This is a genomic window from Streptomyces sp. NBC_00234, from assembly GCF_036195325.1.
In the GTDB taxonomy this organism is placed as follows: Bacteria; Actinomycetota; Actinomycetes; order Streptomycetales; family Streptomycetaceae; genus Streptomyces.
Window position 1 is genome coordinate 8136369 of sequence record NZ_CP108101.1, and the last position, 15837, is coordinate 8152205.

Annotated in this window: 12 protein-coding genes and 2 pseudogenes; 8 read left to right on the plus strand and 6 right to left on the minus strand. The window is 69.0% G+C overall.

What is annotated here, in order from left to right; genetic code table 11:
* Nucleotides 1-376 precede the first annotated feature (376 nt).
* Entirely contained in the window at nt 377-634 is a 258-nt protein-coding gene (locus OG230_RS35685) for a hypothetical protein (RefSeq protein ID WP_328907915.1), read from the plus strand.
* Between the two features lie 536 nt (nt 635-1170).
* On the opposite strand, the gene OG230_RS35690 is transcribed toward OG230_RS35685, so the two are convergent.
* Nucleotides 1171-1632: a cupin domain-containing protein gene (locus OG230_RS35690; protein ID WP_328911630.1), complete on the minus strand. Its 462-nt coding sequence runs from the start codon at nt 1630-1632 to the stop codon at nt 1171-1173.
* Between the two features lie 299 nt (nt 1633-1931).
* On the opposite strand from OG230_RS35690, the gene OG230_RS35695 reads away from it, so the two are divergent.
* The 3 genes from OG230_RS35695 to OG230_RS35705 all read left to right on the plus strand — a co-directional run bounded on the left by OG230_RS35695 (nt 1932) and on the right by OG230_RS35705 (nt 4564).
* The gene (locus OG230_RS35695; protein ID WP_328907916.1) at nt 1932-2444 is read left to right on the plus strand and encodes a hypothetical protein; all 513 of its coding nucleotides are present in this window, start codon (nt 1932-1934) and stop codon (nt 2442-2444) included.
* A gap of 448 nt (nt 2445-2892) precedes the next feature.
* On the plus strand, nt 2893-3618 hold the full coding sequence (locus OG230_RS35700) for an alpha/beta hydrolase (protein ID WP_328907917.1): 726 nt from the start codon (nt 2893-2895) through the stop codon (nt 3616-3618).
* A gap of 496 nt (nt 3619-4114) precedes the next feature.
* Nucleotides 4115-4564 (plus strand): hypothetical protein, encoded by a 450-nt coding sequence (locus tag OG230_RS35705; protein ID WP_328907918.1) that lies wholly within the window; start codon nt 4115-4117, stop codon nt 4562-4564.
* Nucleotides 4565-4741: 177 nt separating this feature from the next.
* On the opposite strand, the pseudogene OG230_RS35710 reads toward OG230_RS35705, so the two are convergent.
* Nucleotides 4742-4837: pseudogene (locus OG230_RS35710) on the minus strand (IS5 family transposase); the annotation flags it as partial.
* A 90-nt stretch (nt 4838-4927) separates the two neighbouring features.
* The gene (locus OG230_RS35715; RefSeq protein WP_328907919.1) at nt 4928-5284 is read right to left on the minus strand and encodes a hypothetical protein; all 357 of its coding nucleotides are present in this window, start codon (nt 5282-5284) and stop codon (nt 4928-4930) included.
* Nucleotides 5285-5379: 95 nt separating this feature from the next.
* On the opposite strand from OG230_RS35715, the pseudogene OG230_RS35720 reads away from it, so the two are divergent.
* From OG230_RS35720 to OG230_RS35730, 3 genes and pseudogenes are all read left to right on the plus strand, one after another.
* Nucleotides 5380-5637: pseudogene (locus tag OG230_RS35720) on the plus strand (IS5/IS1182 family transposase); the annotation flags it as partial.
* A 279-nt stretch (nt 5638-5916) separates the two neighbouring features.
* Entirely contained in the window at nt 5917-6543 is a 627-nt protein-coding gene (locus OG230_RS35725) for a class I SAM-dependent methyltransferase (protein ID WP_328907920.1), read from the plus strand.
* A gap of 715 nt (nt 6544-7258) precedes the next feature.
* Nucleotides 7259-8629, plus strand: a complete 1371-nt coding sequence (locus OG230_RS35730; protein WP_328911631.1) for a diacylglycerol/lipid kinase family protein — start codon at nt 7259-7261, stop codon at nt 8627-8629.
* Nucleotides 8630-9480: 851 nt separating this feature from the next.
* Here OG230_RS35730 and OG230_RS35735 read toward each other — a convergent pair.
* Nucleotides 9481-10404, minus strand: coding sequence for an LLM class F420-dependent oxidoreductase (locus tag OG230_RS35735; RefSeq protein WP_328907921.1), 924 nt, complete (start codon nt 10402-10404; stop codon nt 9481-9483).
* A gap of 424 nt (nt 10405-10828) precedes the next feature.
* Here OG230_RS35735 and OG230_RS35740 point away from each other — a divergent pair, with 424 nt between their 5' ends.
* The gene (locus tag OG230_RS35740; protein ID WP_328907922.1) at nt 10829-11209 is read left to right on the plus strand and encodes an FKBP-type peptidyl-prolyl cis-trans isomerase; all 381 of its coding nucleotides are present in this window, start codon (nt 10829-10831) and stop codon (nt 11207-11209) included.
* A 244-nt stretch (nt 11210-11453) separates the two neighbouring features.
* On the opposite strand, the gene OG230_RS35745 is transcribed toward OG230_RS35740, so the two are convergent.
* Both OG230_RS35745 and OG230_RS35750 read right to left on the minus strand, forming a co-directional pair.
* A complete protein-coding gene (locus OG230_RS35745) occupies nt 11454-13793 on the minus strand; it encodes a glycoside hydrolase family 3 N-terminal domain-containing protein (RefSeq protein WP_328907923.1) in 2340 nt (779 codons plus the stop codon).
* A gap of 82 nt (nt 13794-13875) precedes the next feature.
* Complete coding sequence (locus tag OG230_RS35750; protein WP_328907924.1) at nt 13876-15810, minus strand: cellulase family glycosylhydrolase; 1935 nt, start codon at nt 15808-15810, stop codon at nt 13876-13878.
* Nucleotides 15811-15837 lie beyond the last annotated feature (27 nt).

Consider the following 15837-nt stretch of genomic DNA (forward strand, 5'->3'; position numbering starts at 1 on the left):
CCCTCCGGGCTGTGACAACGTTGTCAGATTTCGGCCATCCTTTCCCCTGACCCGGTACTCGTCAAGGGTTATGTCCCGTAGCGGCCCTGCTCAGTGGCGACCCCGCCGACCTCCGGGCTGCCCCGGCCCGGCAGGGTGACGCAATGCTTCTGACTCCTGAGGGAACCTTGTTCGTCCGGGGCGCTCCCCCCGTTCTCCTGCTGTCCGATGCCCCGGTCCACGCCGCCCTGTGCTCCGGCGGCGCTTCGTCCTGCTGGCCTGGGGCTGGGGTGCCGACCCCAGGTGACACCGAGCGGACCCTGACTGTCAGACCCGGCTCGTACCGTCGTACGTATGGGCCTGGACAGGTCAGGTCCTGGAGCTTGCGGGAGCAGTCATGGGTGAGATCAGAGTAAGCAGTGAGCGCCTGGACCGGCTGCTCGCCGACAGCTCACGTACCCACGGTTCTTCGTACCAGGCGGCGTTTACGGAGCTGGCGGAGACGCACCGCGGCCGGCCGGTGGGGGAGATCCTGCCGTTGCTGCGCCGGGCGGCGGACCGTGCCCTGCTTGGGTTCACGCCTGGGGATCTTCTTGAGCAGGCGGAGGCGATCAGTGCTGGACTGCCCTACGTCCTGCGCGTCACGGTCACCTGATGAGGGTGCGGTCCGTTCGTGGAGGAGCGGCCGGTCCGGGGTGGCGTGCGAAGGGCGTCCGGGCGCTCCGCACAGCGCGACGATCGCCGATGAGGCGGGGCCGTGAAGCGGTGAGCCGGTCGAGGCGCTGACGGCCGTAGCGCCACCCCGCGTGGGCTCGCCCGGTCCCGCAGACGCCAAGGGAACCTTGGTCGTGTGTCACTGAACCTTGACCGCTACTCGGTACGTGCCATCGAAGTCTGACCTTCCAAGCCAGGACATTCGCGCGCCCCCTGCGTACAGGCCGCATGCGGCGAACCGCGACCGCCGCCAGCCCGCGGCGCGGAACCGGCTCTGGAGCACGGAGTCGTCGAGCCGCCCTCTCGCCAGCTCGTTCCCGGGGCGCTGACCTGCATGGTCACTCTCCGATGACACAAACCGTCATCTGTCGGTCGTCGGCGGCAACCGGTCGGGGTGCGACGGCGCAGGACAGCGGGTGTCCTGCGCCGTCGGAGCTTGATCACTGCCAACGAAGACCGACCTCGGCGATTCAATCCCTACGGCGTCGACCTGCTCGACTGCGTGTCTGTCTCTTTGAGCTGATACAGCTCGGGTACCGAGACCTTGATCGGCTCTTGGGTGGTCCGAGCGATCACTACAATCGCGGGCTCATCCGGGTCGGGGTTCTCCTCTCGGTGCGGGACGAATGGGGGGACGAGAAAGAAATCGCCCGGGCCGGCGGCGAGCCGTACCTCCTGTGTGCCGTCGTGGTAGACGAACACGGGGTGACCGCTGACCACGTAGATACCGGCCTCCGAATCGCCGTGATGGTGGTTGTCCGTCGAGCTCAGCGGCGGGTTCTCCACCATGCCCATCCAGAGGTTCTTCGACCCGACCGTGCCTCCGCTGATCGCGGCGTAACCGTCCAGTTCGCCGGATGCGACGTGGTGAACGCGGTTGTTGAACGGCGCGCGGTCGCTGGAGTCCGGTGCCGGTCCGACGCCTTCATGGGTAGTCATCGTGCAGCCTTTCGGTTTCGCTTCCCTTGACCGGCACCAGACTGCAACTCCCTTACTGAGGTAGGCAATTGTGCTTGCTGATCTGGCAAAGTGCACGCTTCCGGCACGCATGGAGATCTGATCGGACCTCGATGGCACACGCTCAACATGGAGGGGCACAGGACATGAGGGAGCGAGGGTAGAGTTCCGCCCGTTGAGGAGACCGGTTTGGGCGTGCGCCAACCAGCGCCAGCAGCCCCAGGCCGTGGATGCCGGCCCCACTTCACGCCGGTTCTCCTGCGGTGGCAGGATGCCTGATCATGGACGGGCTCAAGGGAGATCCCATGAACGATGAAGGCGCCCCTGGATCGGCAGATGGCTTCAGCGTCTTCGCTGTCGACGGCAATTGGCCGGAATCACGTCAGGTCACGGGTCACGGCCACAGCCGAGCCTCTGGCGACATCCATGTGTACCTGTGGTTCGGCTCCCCGTACTTCGACCCCGAGGTCGATCACGTCACGGTCTTCAGCGCCTCCTCAGGCAATGCAGAGACCAGCGAGGCCCTGGAGCGGGCTTTCGAGATCTACCACCACCCCGTCGAAGAACCCCCGGCCGGCCTACCGGCCTCCGAACCCGTCACCATCACCACGGACGGGAATCCCACCACGTTCGAACTCTGGCGCAACAGCAGCAACCGTTACTGGGTCGCACGGGGACGCGTTGAGAGCACCGAACTGGTCCTGTCCGGCTCCGAGATCGAACCCAGCGAGCTCAGCCTGGTCCGCGTGCGCGACCTGACCTCGTTCTCGAACCCATTCGGGCCTCTCAAGTAACTCCACTACATGGCGCCCCTCAGGCCACGTCCGGGAAATGATCTCCGCCGATACGGCAGGCAATCTCCAACCCAGCTCAGCCCCCACTTCCTGGCCGCCCAACGACGCAAACGCACCTCCGTCCGCAGCGAGAAGGGCGTTCGCTGGGGCGACAGACCACTAACGGCCATTGCCTGACCACCCAACCCGGCGAACCATCCCGGTCAAAGCGCTGGCGGCAAGGTCGGCACGGGGTCCGCACCGTGTGGATGGGCGCGTGCTCGGAGCCACCGCCCCGATAACCGTTTGGCGGACCACGGCGACCACTGCTACCTTCCCGGAGGCCGTGCAGGAGAACGAGGAGGTGGTACCCGTGAACGTATCGACATGGGTGCTCTCCTCCGGGGTCACGGTCGGGCGATAGGTCGTCCGGGAGCGCCGTTCAAGCGCACTCCCGAAAGGCACGACCATGCACTTCACTTCCGAACAGCGCCTCGACGACGGCGTTTTCCAGCGCGAATTCACCCTCGGCGAGATCCCCCGCACCCTGTGGACACCTGAATCCGACGCACCGGTGCCGCTGATTCTGATGGCCCACAACAACGGCCTGCCCAAGGCTGCAGCCCGGCTGGTGGCCCGGGCCCGGCACGCCGCGGCGTACGGCTACGCGGTGGCCACTATCGACGCCGCCGGGTGCGGTGACCGGCCCCGTTCCGCCGTCGACGAGCAGGCTCGCACCGATCTCCGCAGGGCGGTGCAGGCCGGTGAGCCCGTCGACGAGATCTTCGAGTCCTTCATCGGCCCGCTGGTCGAAAAGGCGGTCCCGGAATGGCAGACCACCCTGGACGCCCTCCTTGCGCTGCCCGAGATCGGCGGCCCGGTCGGGTACTCGGGCTGGACCGCCGTCGGCATCCGCCTGGCGGTGGTCGAGCCGCGCATCGCGGCCGCCGGCTTCTTCGCCGGGGGATACGTGCCCCTCGCCCAGCGCGAGGAGGCCCGACAGCTCACCCTTCCGCTGCTGTTCCTGCTGCAGTGGGACGACGAAGGGAACCCCCGGCAACGGGCCCTGGACCTGTTCGACGCCTTCGGCAGCAAGGAGAAGACGCTGCACGCCAATCTGGGCGGGCACACCGGCACCCCGTGGTTCGAGGTGGAGGACGGGAACCGGTTCTTCGGCCGGCACCTGATGAAGTGAGGCCCGGCCGTCAGGGCGGCAGCAGACGGTAGGTGCTGTCGGCCAGGAACCCGCTCATCGAGGACAGGTTCCGGCCCTCCTCGATGAGCAGTGGCCGGCAGAGTGCAAGGCCGCCCCGATAGCGGCGGTACCGGCCATCGGCGGTACCGGCCGGTCGGGGCGGCGCTCGGCCGCCAGCGCCTCCATCAGCTGAGCCCGACGCCTGAGCGATTGAGTTGGCGAGCGCCGACTCAATTGCTCCCGTGAGTTGTGAGGCGCCGAAGCGAGGCCGGCCAGGCGGCCAGCCGGTCTGGGGTCACGAAGAAGCTGAGGTCACAGCCGACTCCGGGTAGGAACTCCGCGCCGAGGAGAGGCCCGTGACATTGTGTGGCAGTGCTCGTTTCATCCTCTTTCGCATGCTCACTCCCCATGCGTGCCGCGTGGTATTAGAGGGCAGCGTCGCTCTGGTGCGGGAGGGGTCATTGGAGTATGAGGGGAGCGATGGGAGGGTGTGCTGATGGGGATGATCGATAGGGATAACCAGGCCGTTCGGTATGTGCGGTTTCAATCTCCACACCGGAACAACCGGGGCAACTTCACCGGCGTTTTTGGACTCGTCAATAATCTGGCGAGGGAGGGAAGGCTCTCGGACGAACAGGAGTCTTTCCGTCGTCGCAACAACAGCTGGTACAACGCCGCGTACACCGACCCTTCGACCGTTGACCCCCATGTCTACGACGACGAGATCAACCCTGGCGCGGCGGCATGGTTCAAGCCGTCAGCCGCTCATCTCCTTGCTCGGCTCCCCGGTTATCTGGAGATTCTGTCCGCGCACGGCGTCGACTGCCAGGCTCTGCGTTCCGCAGACCCTGGGCGGATCATCTACGAGGACGACGTACAGATCGTGGTCGTGCCGTATGCGCTGAATGCGACCGCCACCCACGAGAGCACCGACATCCATAAGTGACCCGGCGCGCAGCCAGGTTGGGCGTCAAGTGTCGCGCCAGTTTGGGGGTGGGCTCTCGGGTGAAAGGGTGGCACCGTGATCGATGGCCTTGGTGCGGTAGCTGCTGTCGGCCCATGGTTTCGTGACGCGGGTGCGGCCTTCGGAGATGGTCGAGAGCAGGTGGATGCCGCCGGCGTTGTCGGAGGCGCGAGCGGCGGTGACGAGTACGGCCAGGAGGAGGTCGGCGGTGTCGACGCCGTGGCGTTTGCGGCCTGCGATCTTCTTGCCCGCGTCGGCGACGTTACGAACGTAAGGCTGAGCACTTCCTCGCCTTCGTCGGCATCGCCGCAGCCCTTGTCGGTTATCGCGGATTGGTCAGCCCATTCAGGTCCTGAGCCGGTCCTGCTGCACATCGAAACAGAGCAGCCCCATCGAGGCCGCCAGACTTGCCGCGTAGGCCGAGGCTTCCTCGGCCCTGTTCCAGGCCATCCCGAAGTAGATGAGGGGACCACTCGCACCGGCGATCAACGGCCCGACCGACCATGGCGACGTCTCGTGCTCGTCCGCGGTGATGTCACACCACCGCTCAAGAAGCGCCGCAACATAGGCCGTGATGCGATCAGACGGAGGTTCTTCGATCTCACCGTCGAGATAGCGGTCGTACAGGTTGCTGAAGGACCGGCGGGCGCTCTTGTCGTCCGTCGGCCGCTCACCTTCCCAGACAGCCAGGTCGTAGCTCATGCCCGGAGGTTCTCACACCACACTGACAGCCAAAAGAAGCGGCGTCTAAAGCGGAAGGCTCAGGCACGGAAGGTCGCAGCCTCCTCCCGTGCGACCGGTTCTCAGCGAACGTGCAGGGCATCATCGATGCGTACTCCGTCCGGCCATCGCCACGGCCCCTCCGGGCCCGGCAATCGGGCCGATGTCCGGGTCTGGCGCGAGTCCGGACTCACTGAGCACGGCCATGGTGTGACGGTCCTCGGCGACGGGGCTTACATCAACACCAGCCTTGTTGTTATTCCTCACCGAAAACGCCCCGGCCGGCCGTTGCTTGCGAGGACGAGGACAACGCCGCCCACCGCAAAGTCCCAGCCTCTGACAAGCAACTGGGCCGGTCATCAACACCTGCTACAGCCAGAGAGTCAGCGTATGAGTTCAGGGTGGTCAGCTGCTTCGCGCGCTCCACAGCCCGCTGCGTGTCCTTCCCCGGAAGTCCTTGCGTCGCAGGCTGCCAGATCCTGCCGACAGGCATGGTTGCCTCGCCCTGCCGTACCTTCGTAGCAGCTTGCGAGGTTTGTACCTGCGGCTGCACATTATGTGATGGCACCGTCTTCGCTCTTGCCGGGCGAGGCTGACCGGAAGGCACTGTGAAGATGACTGGGCAACGCGACCGTTGGGCGGAACTGACCGGCGGAGAAGCTGGAGAGGAGTACGCTCAGCGGTTCGCGCGGCTCGCTGAATCAGGTCACGACATCCACGGCGAGGCCGCCTTCTGCGCCGCATTGCTGAAGCCCGCCGCCCGGATTCTCGACGCTGGCTGCGGCACTGGTCGGATCGCGATCCGACTTGCGGAGCTGGGCCACTCCTGCACCGGCGTGGACGTCGACGCCTCGATGCTCGCCGTAGCCCGCCGGGATGCTCCCACGCAGGAATGGGTCCTCGGGGACTTGGCCCGTCTGGACACTCTGGGCCTGAGTCAGGACTTCGACCTGGCGCTCGCCGCCGGAAACGTGATCCCGCTGCTGGCCCCCGGCACCGAATCAGTGGTCGTCCGGCAGCTTGCGGCCGCACTGCGCCCCGGCGGTCTGCTGGTTACGGGCATGGGACTGGATGCAGCACACCTGCCGCTGACGGAACCGCCGGTGACCCTCACGGAGTTCGACCACTGGTGCAGCCAGGCCGGACTGACCTTGCGGCAGCGCTACGCCACCTGGAGCGGCGATCCCTACTCCCCAGGCTGCGGCTACGCCGTCAGCGTGCACTCCCGCCCTGCCGCCTGAGCCCGCGCCTTCTTCGCGACGACCCGGCCCGGCACACACCCGAGTGACTCCACCTCTTGATCATTCGTTTACGCCGTGGGCCGGGCGGCAGGGTGTCGGCCGTTGACCGGGCCCCTGGGGGCATGGCCCTGCGCCTGGCCCGCGAGCGGAGCGAATCGAACTCATCCGGGTCGAGGTGGCAGATGGTCGCGACCTGCTGGGCCAGGTCGCTGTCGACGCGGACCAGAAGGCGGGCGCGGGCAACAGAGCGCCGGACGTGAGCCCGCACTGGCGGGCCAGGTCGAGCGGACGGATTCGGATCCGGTGGGTCGTGGCCCCCGCCGGGGACGTCGACCTCCATGAACGCGGTCACCTCGGTGCAGGTCCGGCGGATGCCGTCGATCGGCAGCCGCGGTGCGCGGGCGGTGAGGTGAGCGGATGGGTCGGCGGTGTAGTCCCAGAGCACGTCGCGCAGCCGGCGCCGTCACGATCGAGCTGGGGAAGCGCGGGAAGTTGCCCAGATCCAGGTCGGTAGCGAGCCGGCGTCGCGCTCACGGGTGCACACAGGTCGGAATGCTCCTAGGGTCGATATATGGGACACGCCGCAGCAGAAACCTGCTCCCTGAGCTGACACGCGTCGACGCCCAGCCCTGTCAGGAGACGACCGGGTATGACCGCCTCCTTCGATCCGGAGCTCCACGCACGGTACAAGGACCGGCCAGAGGACGTGAGGACGATGTCGCAGTCGCAGCCTTCCGGCGCATCCGCGCGCGCTCGGTGGTCGGCCAGGCTGGCGTTGTTCTGCGCGCTGGGCGCCGTGGCGGCATTGGTGACCGCGAGCGGCGCCGGCGGTCTGCTGATCCTCGTGGTCGGGGTGGCCGGCGCGGCCCTCGCGGGCGTGGGCACGTGGTGGGTGCTGTCCCACCGTGGGGCGGTGAGGGTGGCAGGGACACTGCTGATGGTGGCCGCACCGGTGGCCATCCTGGTCGTCTACACGTGGGCCGGCCTGTGGCCCGAAGCGCTGGTCGCAGGCACGCTGTGGGCAGCCGCCGTCCTGTGCGGGCGGGCGGCGTTGCGCGCGGTACGAAAACCGCAGGGCATGCGGGCGGTCGTCGGCGCCCTCCCTAGGCGTCCGGTGCTGATCATGAACCCGAAGTCCGGTGGTGGCAAGGTCGGCCGTTTCGGCCTGGTCGAGAAGGCGGAGGCCCTGGGTGCCCGGGTCGTGCTGCTGGACACGACGGTCAAGACGGACGTCGCCGCCATCGCCCGCCAGGCGGTGGCAGACGGCGCGGACCTGCTCGGAGTGGCGGGCGGCGACGGCACCCAGGCCCGGGTGGCCGAGGTGGCCGCCGAGCACGACCTGCCGTTTCTCGTGATCTCCGCAGGCACCAGGAACCACTTCGCCATGGACCTCGGCCTGGACCGCGACGACCCCGCCCGGTGCCTGGACGCACTGACCGACGGGGAGGAACTCCGGATCGACCTGGGCGTCGTGGGAGGCCACACCTTCGTCAACACGGCCTCGTTCGGCGTCTACGCGGAGATCGTGCAGCGCCCGGACTACCGGGATGCCAAGGCGGACACGGCACTGGACGCACTGCCCGACCTCCTTCTCGGATACGCCGGTCACCCTCTCGACGCCGTGACGGACGACATGCGTCTGGAGTCCCTGCAGGCACTGCTGGTCAGCAACAACCCCTACGCCGCCCCGGAAACGATGGCCCTGGGCGGCCGCAGATCCCGGCTCGACCACGGAGTGCTCGGCCTCGTCGGGATCCGGGTGACCAGCGCGGCCCAGGCAGTCGACGTCGCGCTCTGGGGTGTCGGGGCGACCGGCCTCCACGAGCTCACCTCCCGCCAGATCGTCATCAGTTCCGACACGGAGAGTCTCCCGGTCGGCGTGGACGGAGAGGCCCTGACAATGCCTGCACCCGTCACCTGCTCCATCCGCCCCGGCGCGTTGCGCGTACTGGTACCGAGGCTGCGCCCGGGGGCTCCGGTGGTCAGTCCGCCCATGGACTGGCATGAGGTCTTCGCACTGGCCTTCAGCCGAACGCTGCCGGGCCCGTCAGCGGAGGACCGATCCGGCGGGGCGCCTGCCTCGTGACCCGAGCGCACCACCCAGGACAGCTCACCAGGTCAGGTCGGTGGCCTGCGTCAGCCGCCCGCCGGTGACGTTGCCTCGCTCGCTTCCAGCGGGGCCAGGGGGAATCGTTTACGGGGCAGCCCTTGGGGAGACTCGAGACCTCTGTTCGCGCAGCTCCTGGCCCGGCACGGCCGGGGGAACGAAGCGATCGACGTGCTGCGCCTCCAGGCCGATGCCCGCAACGGGGATGACTGGATACTCCATAACCTGTCCGACCTGTACCTCGACCGAGGCCGCCCCGAGGACGGCCTGGCGCACCTCGACGCCCTCGCCGCCGCCGCAGGGGCGAGGAGGAGTGGGACCTGTAATGGATACGGCTGCCGCTGATCGCCGCCCGCGACGGCGTTCACGAAGCGATCGCCCAGGCCCGCTCGCACCCCGAGGGGGCCACCTCGTACGCCGCGCCGCACATCGCCGAGCTGCTCGCCGGTGCCGGACGCCCCGAGGAGGCCGTCGCCGTCCTCGAAGCGCACGCCTCATCGCACAGCCGCGACTGGCCGCCTACCTCATCGATCTCGGCCGCATCGATGACGGCCTGGCCATCCTCCAGCGGCGCCCCCCGCGGTCGCCCGAGCTGTCAGGCGGCCGCGGGCACGACGACCCCGCGCTCTGAGGCCCTGCCCGGTTGTGAGCCCGACGGGTGACGGCGACGTCACCGGAGAGCGGTGTGCCCATTGCCCGGGGGAGCGGCGCCTGCAGGGCCGGGTGCCGCCCCGCATCGAGGCCTTTGCAGGGATGCACGCCACGTGCTGAGAGCATTCCAAGCCAAGGGTCGGCGACGAACAGCCGCGTCAAGCAGACCGAGGAACCATCTACTCCGCAAGCTCGCCAAGCAGGTCCCAGGTACGGCGGCGGTCAGTGTCCCCGGCGATGTCCGTCCCCGAGAACACCACCTCCGTGGCCCCGGCGTCCCGATAGCGCCGCACCTCGTCGGCGACGGTGCGCTCGTCGCCGATCACCGCCACGTCGGTAGCCCGTTTGCCACCGGAGAGTTCGATGGCCCGTGCATAGGACGGGAACTGCTCGTAGAACGCCAGCTGTTCGGTTGCCCTCGCACGTACGACGTCGGCATCGTCGGTGACCACGCCGTACACCAGAGCCACAATTCTGGGCGCAGGGCGGCCCGCGGCCTCCGCCGCCGCGGTCACGGCCGGCACGATGTGCTCGGACAGCGCGCGAGGGCCGGCGAGGTAGGGAAGGATCCCGTCCGCCAACTCGCCACTGGCGCGCAGCGCCTGAGGACCCATCGCGGCGACCAGGAGGGGCACACCGCCTTCGGCTCCCGGAACGCGTGCCGACAACGGGGTGGTCGCGGTGAGCAGTTCACCGTGGAAGTCGGCGGAGCCGGTCTCGGTCAACTGCCGAAGTGCGGTGAGGAACTCCCGCAGGCGAGCGATGGGCCGTTCGTAGGGAATGCCGAAACCCGCCTCGGTCAGCAGCTTGGTCCCGAGCGCCAGCCCGAGGTGATAGCGGCCGTGGGTCGCCGCCTGCGCGGTCTGGGCCTGGCTGGAGACGAGCAACGGATGGCGGCCGAAGACGGGGATCGCGGACGTGCCCACCTGGAGGTCCGGTACTTCACGGCCGACGATCGCCGCGAGCTGAGGCGAATCGGCGCCGAAGGTCTGCCCGAACCACGCGGAGCGGAGCCCCGAGGCCGCCGCTTCCGCGGCAAGTCGCACGGTGGCATCGATCTGGTTGTCGGGGCCGGATGCTTGGAGTGCTACTCCTACAGTCATGTCAGTTCGAACCAGAAGCCTCCGGACACGAATTCCGGTTCCAGTGTGACAACTTCTTGTCCGCTGTGTGTACGCGAATCTCCCCGCGGCCGGGCCGCGGGCGCTTCTCGGACCGAGTCCACGACCGTTGTCAGCGCAGTCTGAAGGACCTTCCGAGCAGACGACCACGCGCCACCAGGCGACGCCCAGGACCCATACCCGCGGACGCCCGCGGACGCGGGGAGCAGGGCCTCGCCATCATCGAGTACGGGCGCAGCGTGCCGATGACGTAGCAAGCCCGGTCACGCTGAGCATCGTGCTCCGTTGGGCTTGATGCACTCCAGGAGATCAGCGTTCACGGCAGCATGATGATCTACTGCATAGAGTGACCATGGGCCTGGCTGGTCCGTATGAAGGCTTCCGGTGGCGAGCGAATGAGGCTGCAATGAGTGAACTGACGAAGCCCGAGATCGACCTTCCGGAGGGTGACGCTCCCACCGAGCTGACAATCCGCGACCTCGTCGTCGGGGACGGGCTTGAGGCGAAGCCGGGCAGGGTGGTCCAGGTTCACTACGTCGGGGTCACCTTCGAGTCCGGAAAGGAATTCGACACGTCCTGGGACCGGGGCCAGACGTACAAGTTCGCCGTGGGCGGTGGCAAGGTCATCAAGGGCTGGGACCGCGGGGTCAGAGGGATGAAGGTCGGCGGTCGGCGCGAGATCATCGTTCCCCCGCGCCTCGGGTACGGCAACCAGTCACCCTCGCCGTTGATCCCGGCGGGCTCGACACTCGTCTTCGTGGTGGACCTGCTCTCCGTCGCAGTCTGAGGCCTTCTGCGACCCGGCCTTTCCGCCCGGAACCAAGGCCGGGCAACACCTGCCGGCCGACGGCCGGGGTGCGGGCGGCCATGAACCCCACGAAACGAACCATCTGCGCGGCGACCTCCCGCCGCCCACGGGCAGATCAGCATTACTCGTCGAGCACGGGCACCCAAGAGCGCAGGTGTTTCTCGGGTTCCGGGACGCCACGACGGCGACCGCCTGCCGAGGCGTGCGCCCGCCGGGCCGACTGCTAACGGCAGGTGCCGCTCGCCGGTGTGGTCACCTCGAGCCGGGCACCGCGGGTCCGGTCCGAGGACGGGCCCGTCTCGATCACGAACTCTCCCGGCTCCACCGCACGTTCCCACGACCGGGTGACGGAGGCCAGGGTCCGCTCCTCCACCGGGAAGGAGACCTCCGCCCGCTCCCCGGGCTCCAGCACAACCCGGGCGAAGCCGCGCAGTTCCCGGACGCGCGGCCACGACGTGCCGCCGACCACCCGGCGTACGTACAGCTGAACCGTCTCCCGTGTGGACCGGTCGCCCGTGTTGCGGACCTCGACCGTGCACAGGAGCGGCTCCGCCGTCCCGGGAAGTGCGTCCCCCGCGAACTCCGCAACCGCGACGGACGTGCGGGAAAGGCGCGGCTCGCCGTACTCGACCGACGTATAGGCCAGGCCGTGGCCGAACACATGACGTGCAAGAGCGGGCTGGTCGACATAGCCGCGGTATCCGTGGTCCTTCCCGTTGTAGAACACCGGCAGTTGCGCCGCCGACCGGGGAACCGAGACGGGCAGCCGGCCCACGGGGTCCGCCGTGCCGAACAGCACGTCCGCCACCGCGCGCCCGCCCCACGGGCCGGGGTACCAGGCGCTCAGCACCGCCCCGGCCCGGTCGGAGAGATCCTGCAGCGCGTGGGGACGGCCCTGGATCAGTACCACGACGACAGGGGTCCCTGTCGCCGCGACTGCGTCGAGCAGAGCCGACTGGCCCTCGGGAAGCCCGAGTTCGGCCAGGTCCACTCCCTCTCCGCAGGTCATCTCCACGGGGTTGCCGGAGGTGATGACCGCCGCTCCGTTGGCGTCGAAGTGCGTCCCCGACGCCCGCGCGCTCGAACCGCCGAGCACCACGACCGCGACATCTGCCCCGGCGGCGAGAGCGACCGCCTCGGGTACGGCCGACCGGTCTCGTCCGACAAGATCGCTGCCCCGGGCGTAGGTGACGTCCGTGCCGGCCGGTGCCGCGGCCCTGAGGCCGTCGAGGACGCTGATGCCCGTGCCGGGCCTCTGGGGCGCGGTGTAGTCGCCGATCTGCTGCGGTACGGAGTCGGCGTTCGGGCCGATGACCGCGATCCGTCCCAGGCGGCCGGTGAGCGGGAGCGTCTCCCCGTCGTGCGCGAGCAGCGTGACGGATTCCCGTGCGATGCGCTCGCTCAGCAGCTCCGGCCCCGGAGCCGGTGCGCGCTCCCCGGTGTACGGGCGCTCGAAGAGGCCGAGCCGGAACTTCAGTGCGAGGACCCTCCCGACGGCGGTGTCGAGGGTGCCTTCGTCGACCAGGCCACCCAGCACGGCCTGCTCCAGCCGGGGGAAGCAGTCGTCCCACAGACTCAGGTCGGTACCCGCCTCCAGTGCCAGCGCACCGGCCGCCACCGGATCCCCGGCGAGCCGCACCAGGCGGTCGACCGCGAGCCCGTCGGCCATCACCAGACCGGTGAACCCCCACCGTTCGCGCAGGATCCCGGTCAGCAACTCCCTGTTCGCCGCACACGGGATGCCGTCGAACTCGTTGTACGCCGCCATGACACCCGCAGCCCCGGCGCGGACCCCGGCCAGAGCGGCCTCCAGGTGGATCTCGTGCAGCTCGCGGGCGCCCAGTTCGGTGGCCGCGCTGTTGCGGCCGCCGACCGTGGCTCCCTGCCCGGCGAAGTGCTTGAGCACGACAGCGGCCCGGTCCGGCCCGAACCGGTCCTCCGGCGGCCCCTGAACACCCCGCACCAGGGCTTCGGTGAACCGTGCCGCCAGGTACGGGTCCTCGCCGAAGCACTCCTCCGCGCGACCCCAGCGCGGATCCCGCACCAGGTCGAGTGCGGACACCAGCGCCACATGGCCGCCGCGCGACCGGAGCTGCGCGGCGGCAAGGGCGGCGGCCTCCTCGTACAGCTCAGGATTCCAGGTGGCACCGACCGCGAGGTTGACCGGCAGCAGGGTGCCGTCCAGCGCCTGGAGGCCGTGCGGCATCTCCTCGACCAGCAGGACCGGAATGCCGAGCCGGGTGTTCTCCACGACGTGCCGCTGCACGGCGTCGGAGACCCGCGCACCGTCGGACGCACCGATGCCCGTGGCCGCTGTCACGCCCGACCAGGGATCGGCCCGCTGCAACCCGTAGAGCGCACCCATCCCGCCGAAGGCGGCCACCTCCGTACGGAACGCCTCGGTCAGCCGGTGGCCCGAGGAGGTGCGTTCGTACGCGTCCCACCCGTACATCCGCTGGTTGACCTGGCCCACCTTCTCGGTGAGTGTCATCCGGGCCAACAGGTCACGCACCCGGTCGGCGACGGGCGCCGCGGGGTCTCGGAAGAGCGGCTCGGACGACATCGGGTGGCTCACTTTCACGGAACTGGCGGGAGAGCCAGGACAGGAGGGGGTGGGGTGAGGATGGGTACGCCGGTCCGGCCGGTCAGCGCAGTTCGAGGACGCGTACCCCGTACGGAGCGATCACCACGTCCCGCACCGGCTCGCCGCCCGTCAGCTCGCGCAGCTCCCCGTCCGCGGACGGGCGCACGGTCAGCTCCTCCGCCGACTGGCTGACCAGCCACACGTAGCGGGTGCCGTCCTCGCGGACCAGGGTGTCGGCGGCGACGTACGGCGTGTCGACCGTCACCGGCCTTGCGGCTCCAGCGAGTTCGGCGAGCGCCGCGTACAGCCGGTGCGTCTGCTCCGGATTGGCGCGGGCCGTGCGGGCGGCCATGTGCTCCAGCGGGTAGGTGGCCAGGACCGTACGTCCCTCGCCCGTCTCGTGGCACAGCAGCGCCGGGCGGCCGTGCGCGTCGGTGGCGACGACCCGCGCACCGGCCGGGACGACCGGCAGGTACGCGCGGCTGTCCTCGTTGCCGGCGACCGGGAAGGTCAGGGTCTCGCCCGCCGCGATGGAGCCGAAGTCCTCGGTGAACGTCATTTCCAGGACGTCGTCCTCGATCGGCTCCGCGACACCGTAGGAAAGCTGGTGCTCCACACCGAACAGGCCGTCGAGGTCGTGGAACCACGGACCGCGTGTCGCCGGGTGTTCGCCCGAGCAGAACGACAGGTAGACCGTGGCGCCTTCGCGGGCACGGCGCTCCAGATCCCGCCTGGTGCGAGTGGTCAGCTGCCGCGTCGACGGAAGCAGATACAGCGCGGCGTCATCCGGCAGCCCGTCCGCCTCCCGGGCGAACGCCACGGGCAGGTCGGCGCCGCGCGCGGCCACGTACCCCTGGTGCAGCGAAGTGAAGATGAGCGGCCGGTCGGCGGGCCGGCTGTAGGGGTAGCCGCGCTCCAGGAAGGCGGGCACGACCAGAGCGGTGTCCGCGTCCGTCCGACGGCAGCGGGCGAAGTCGACCCGCTTCAACACCTCGGCGAAGTCGGCCAGTTCACGCAACGGCTCCTTCGGTCGACCGGTGTGGTCGGTGATCCCGAAGTGCATCTCGAAGGGGTGGTGGTCGTACGGCGACTGGTCCCACAGCTCGTCGTAGTCCGTGTTGTTCCAGGCGATCCAGCCGGTTGCCCCGCCGAGCAGCGAGTTGTGCAGGGTCTGCCGGTAGAACACGCCCGCGTTCGCGGCCGAGACCGTGTCGGTCGAGAGCCCGAACTCCTCCAGCACGACCGGCTGTCCGGTCACGGCGGCGAGTTCGCACTCGAACGCGGCGCGGTAGTGCTGGCGTGCCCGGTCGGTGTCCGAGCGGTAGACGTGCGGCCCCACGAAGTCCACGTACTCGGCGGTGTCCCGCAGCGAGAAGCCGTTGTCGCGGCCCGTCACCTCGATGCCCCACGCGCCGTCCCCGAGCGAAACGGGCTGGGTGCCGCCCGCCGCGCGTACCGCGTCGCACATGAACTGCGCCCAGGCGGTGACGACATCACTGGACGGCGGGTCGACCTGGTAGATCCGGCCGTAGCCCGGCATCTCGTTGGTGATCAGCCAGCCGGTGACCGCGGGATGGTCCTTGAAGCGGCGGGTCATCTGGGAGACGAACCACGCCTGCCGCCCGACGAGCCACACGTCCTCGTACAGATCGCGGTCCCCACGCCAGGCGGGGTCCCAGTTCTCGCCCGACATGTGGCCGACGATGAAGGTGGGTACCGTCCCCATCCCCGCCTCGGTGTGGGCGTCCAGGAAGTCACGGAAGCGGTCGCACAGTTCCTCGTCGATCCGCCCGGGCTCCGGGTGGAAGTCGGGCCAGTAGAAGAAGGAACGGGTCATGTTCAGCCCGTGGTCCCGCAGGACGGCCAACTCCTCGCGGACCGTCTTCGGGTCGTAGTTCCGCCACATCAGCGGACCACCGGTGCGGGACCAGAAGTTGGCACCGAGCCAGGGGAGAACGGCGGAGTCATGGGTGAGCTGGGCGCTGTGGCGTCGCATGGTCTTTCTCTGACCTCTTCGAAGTGC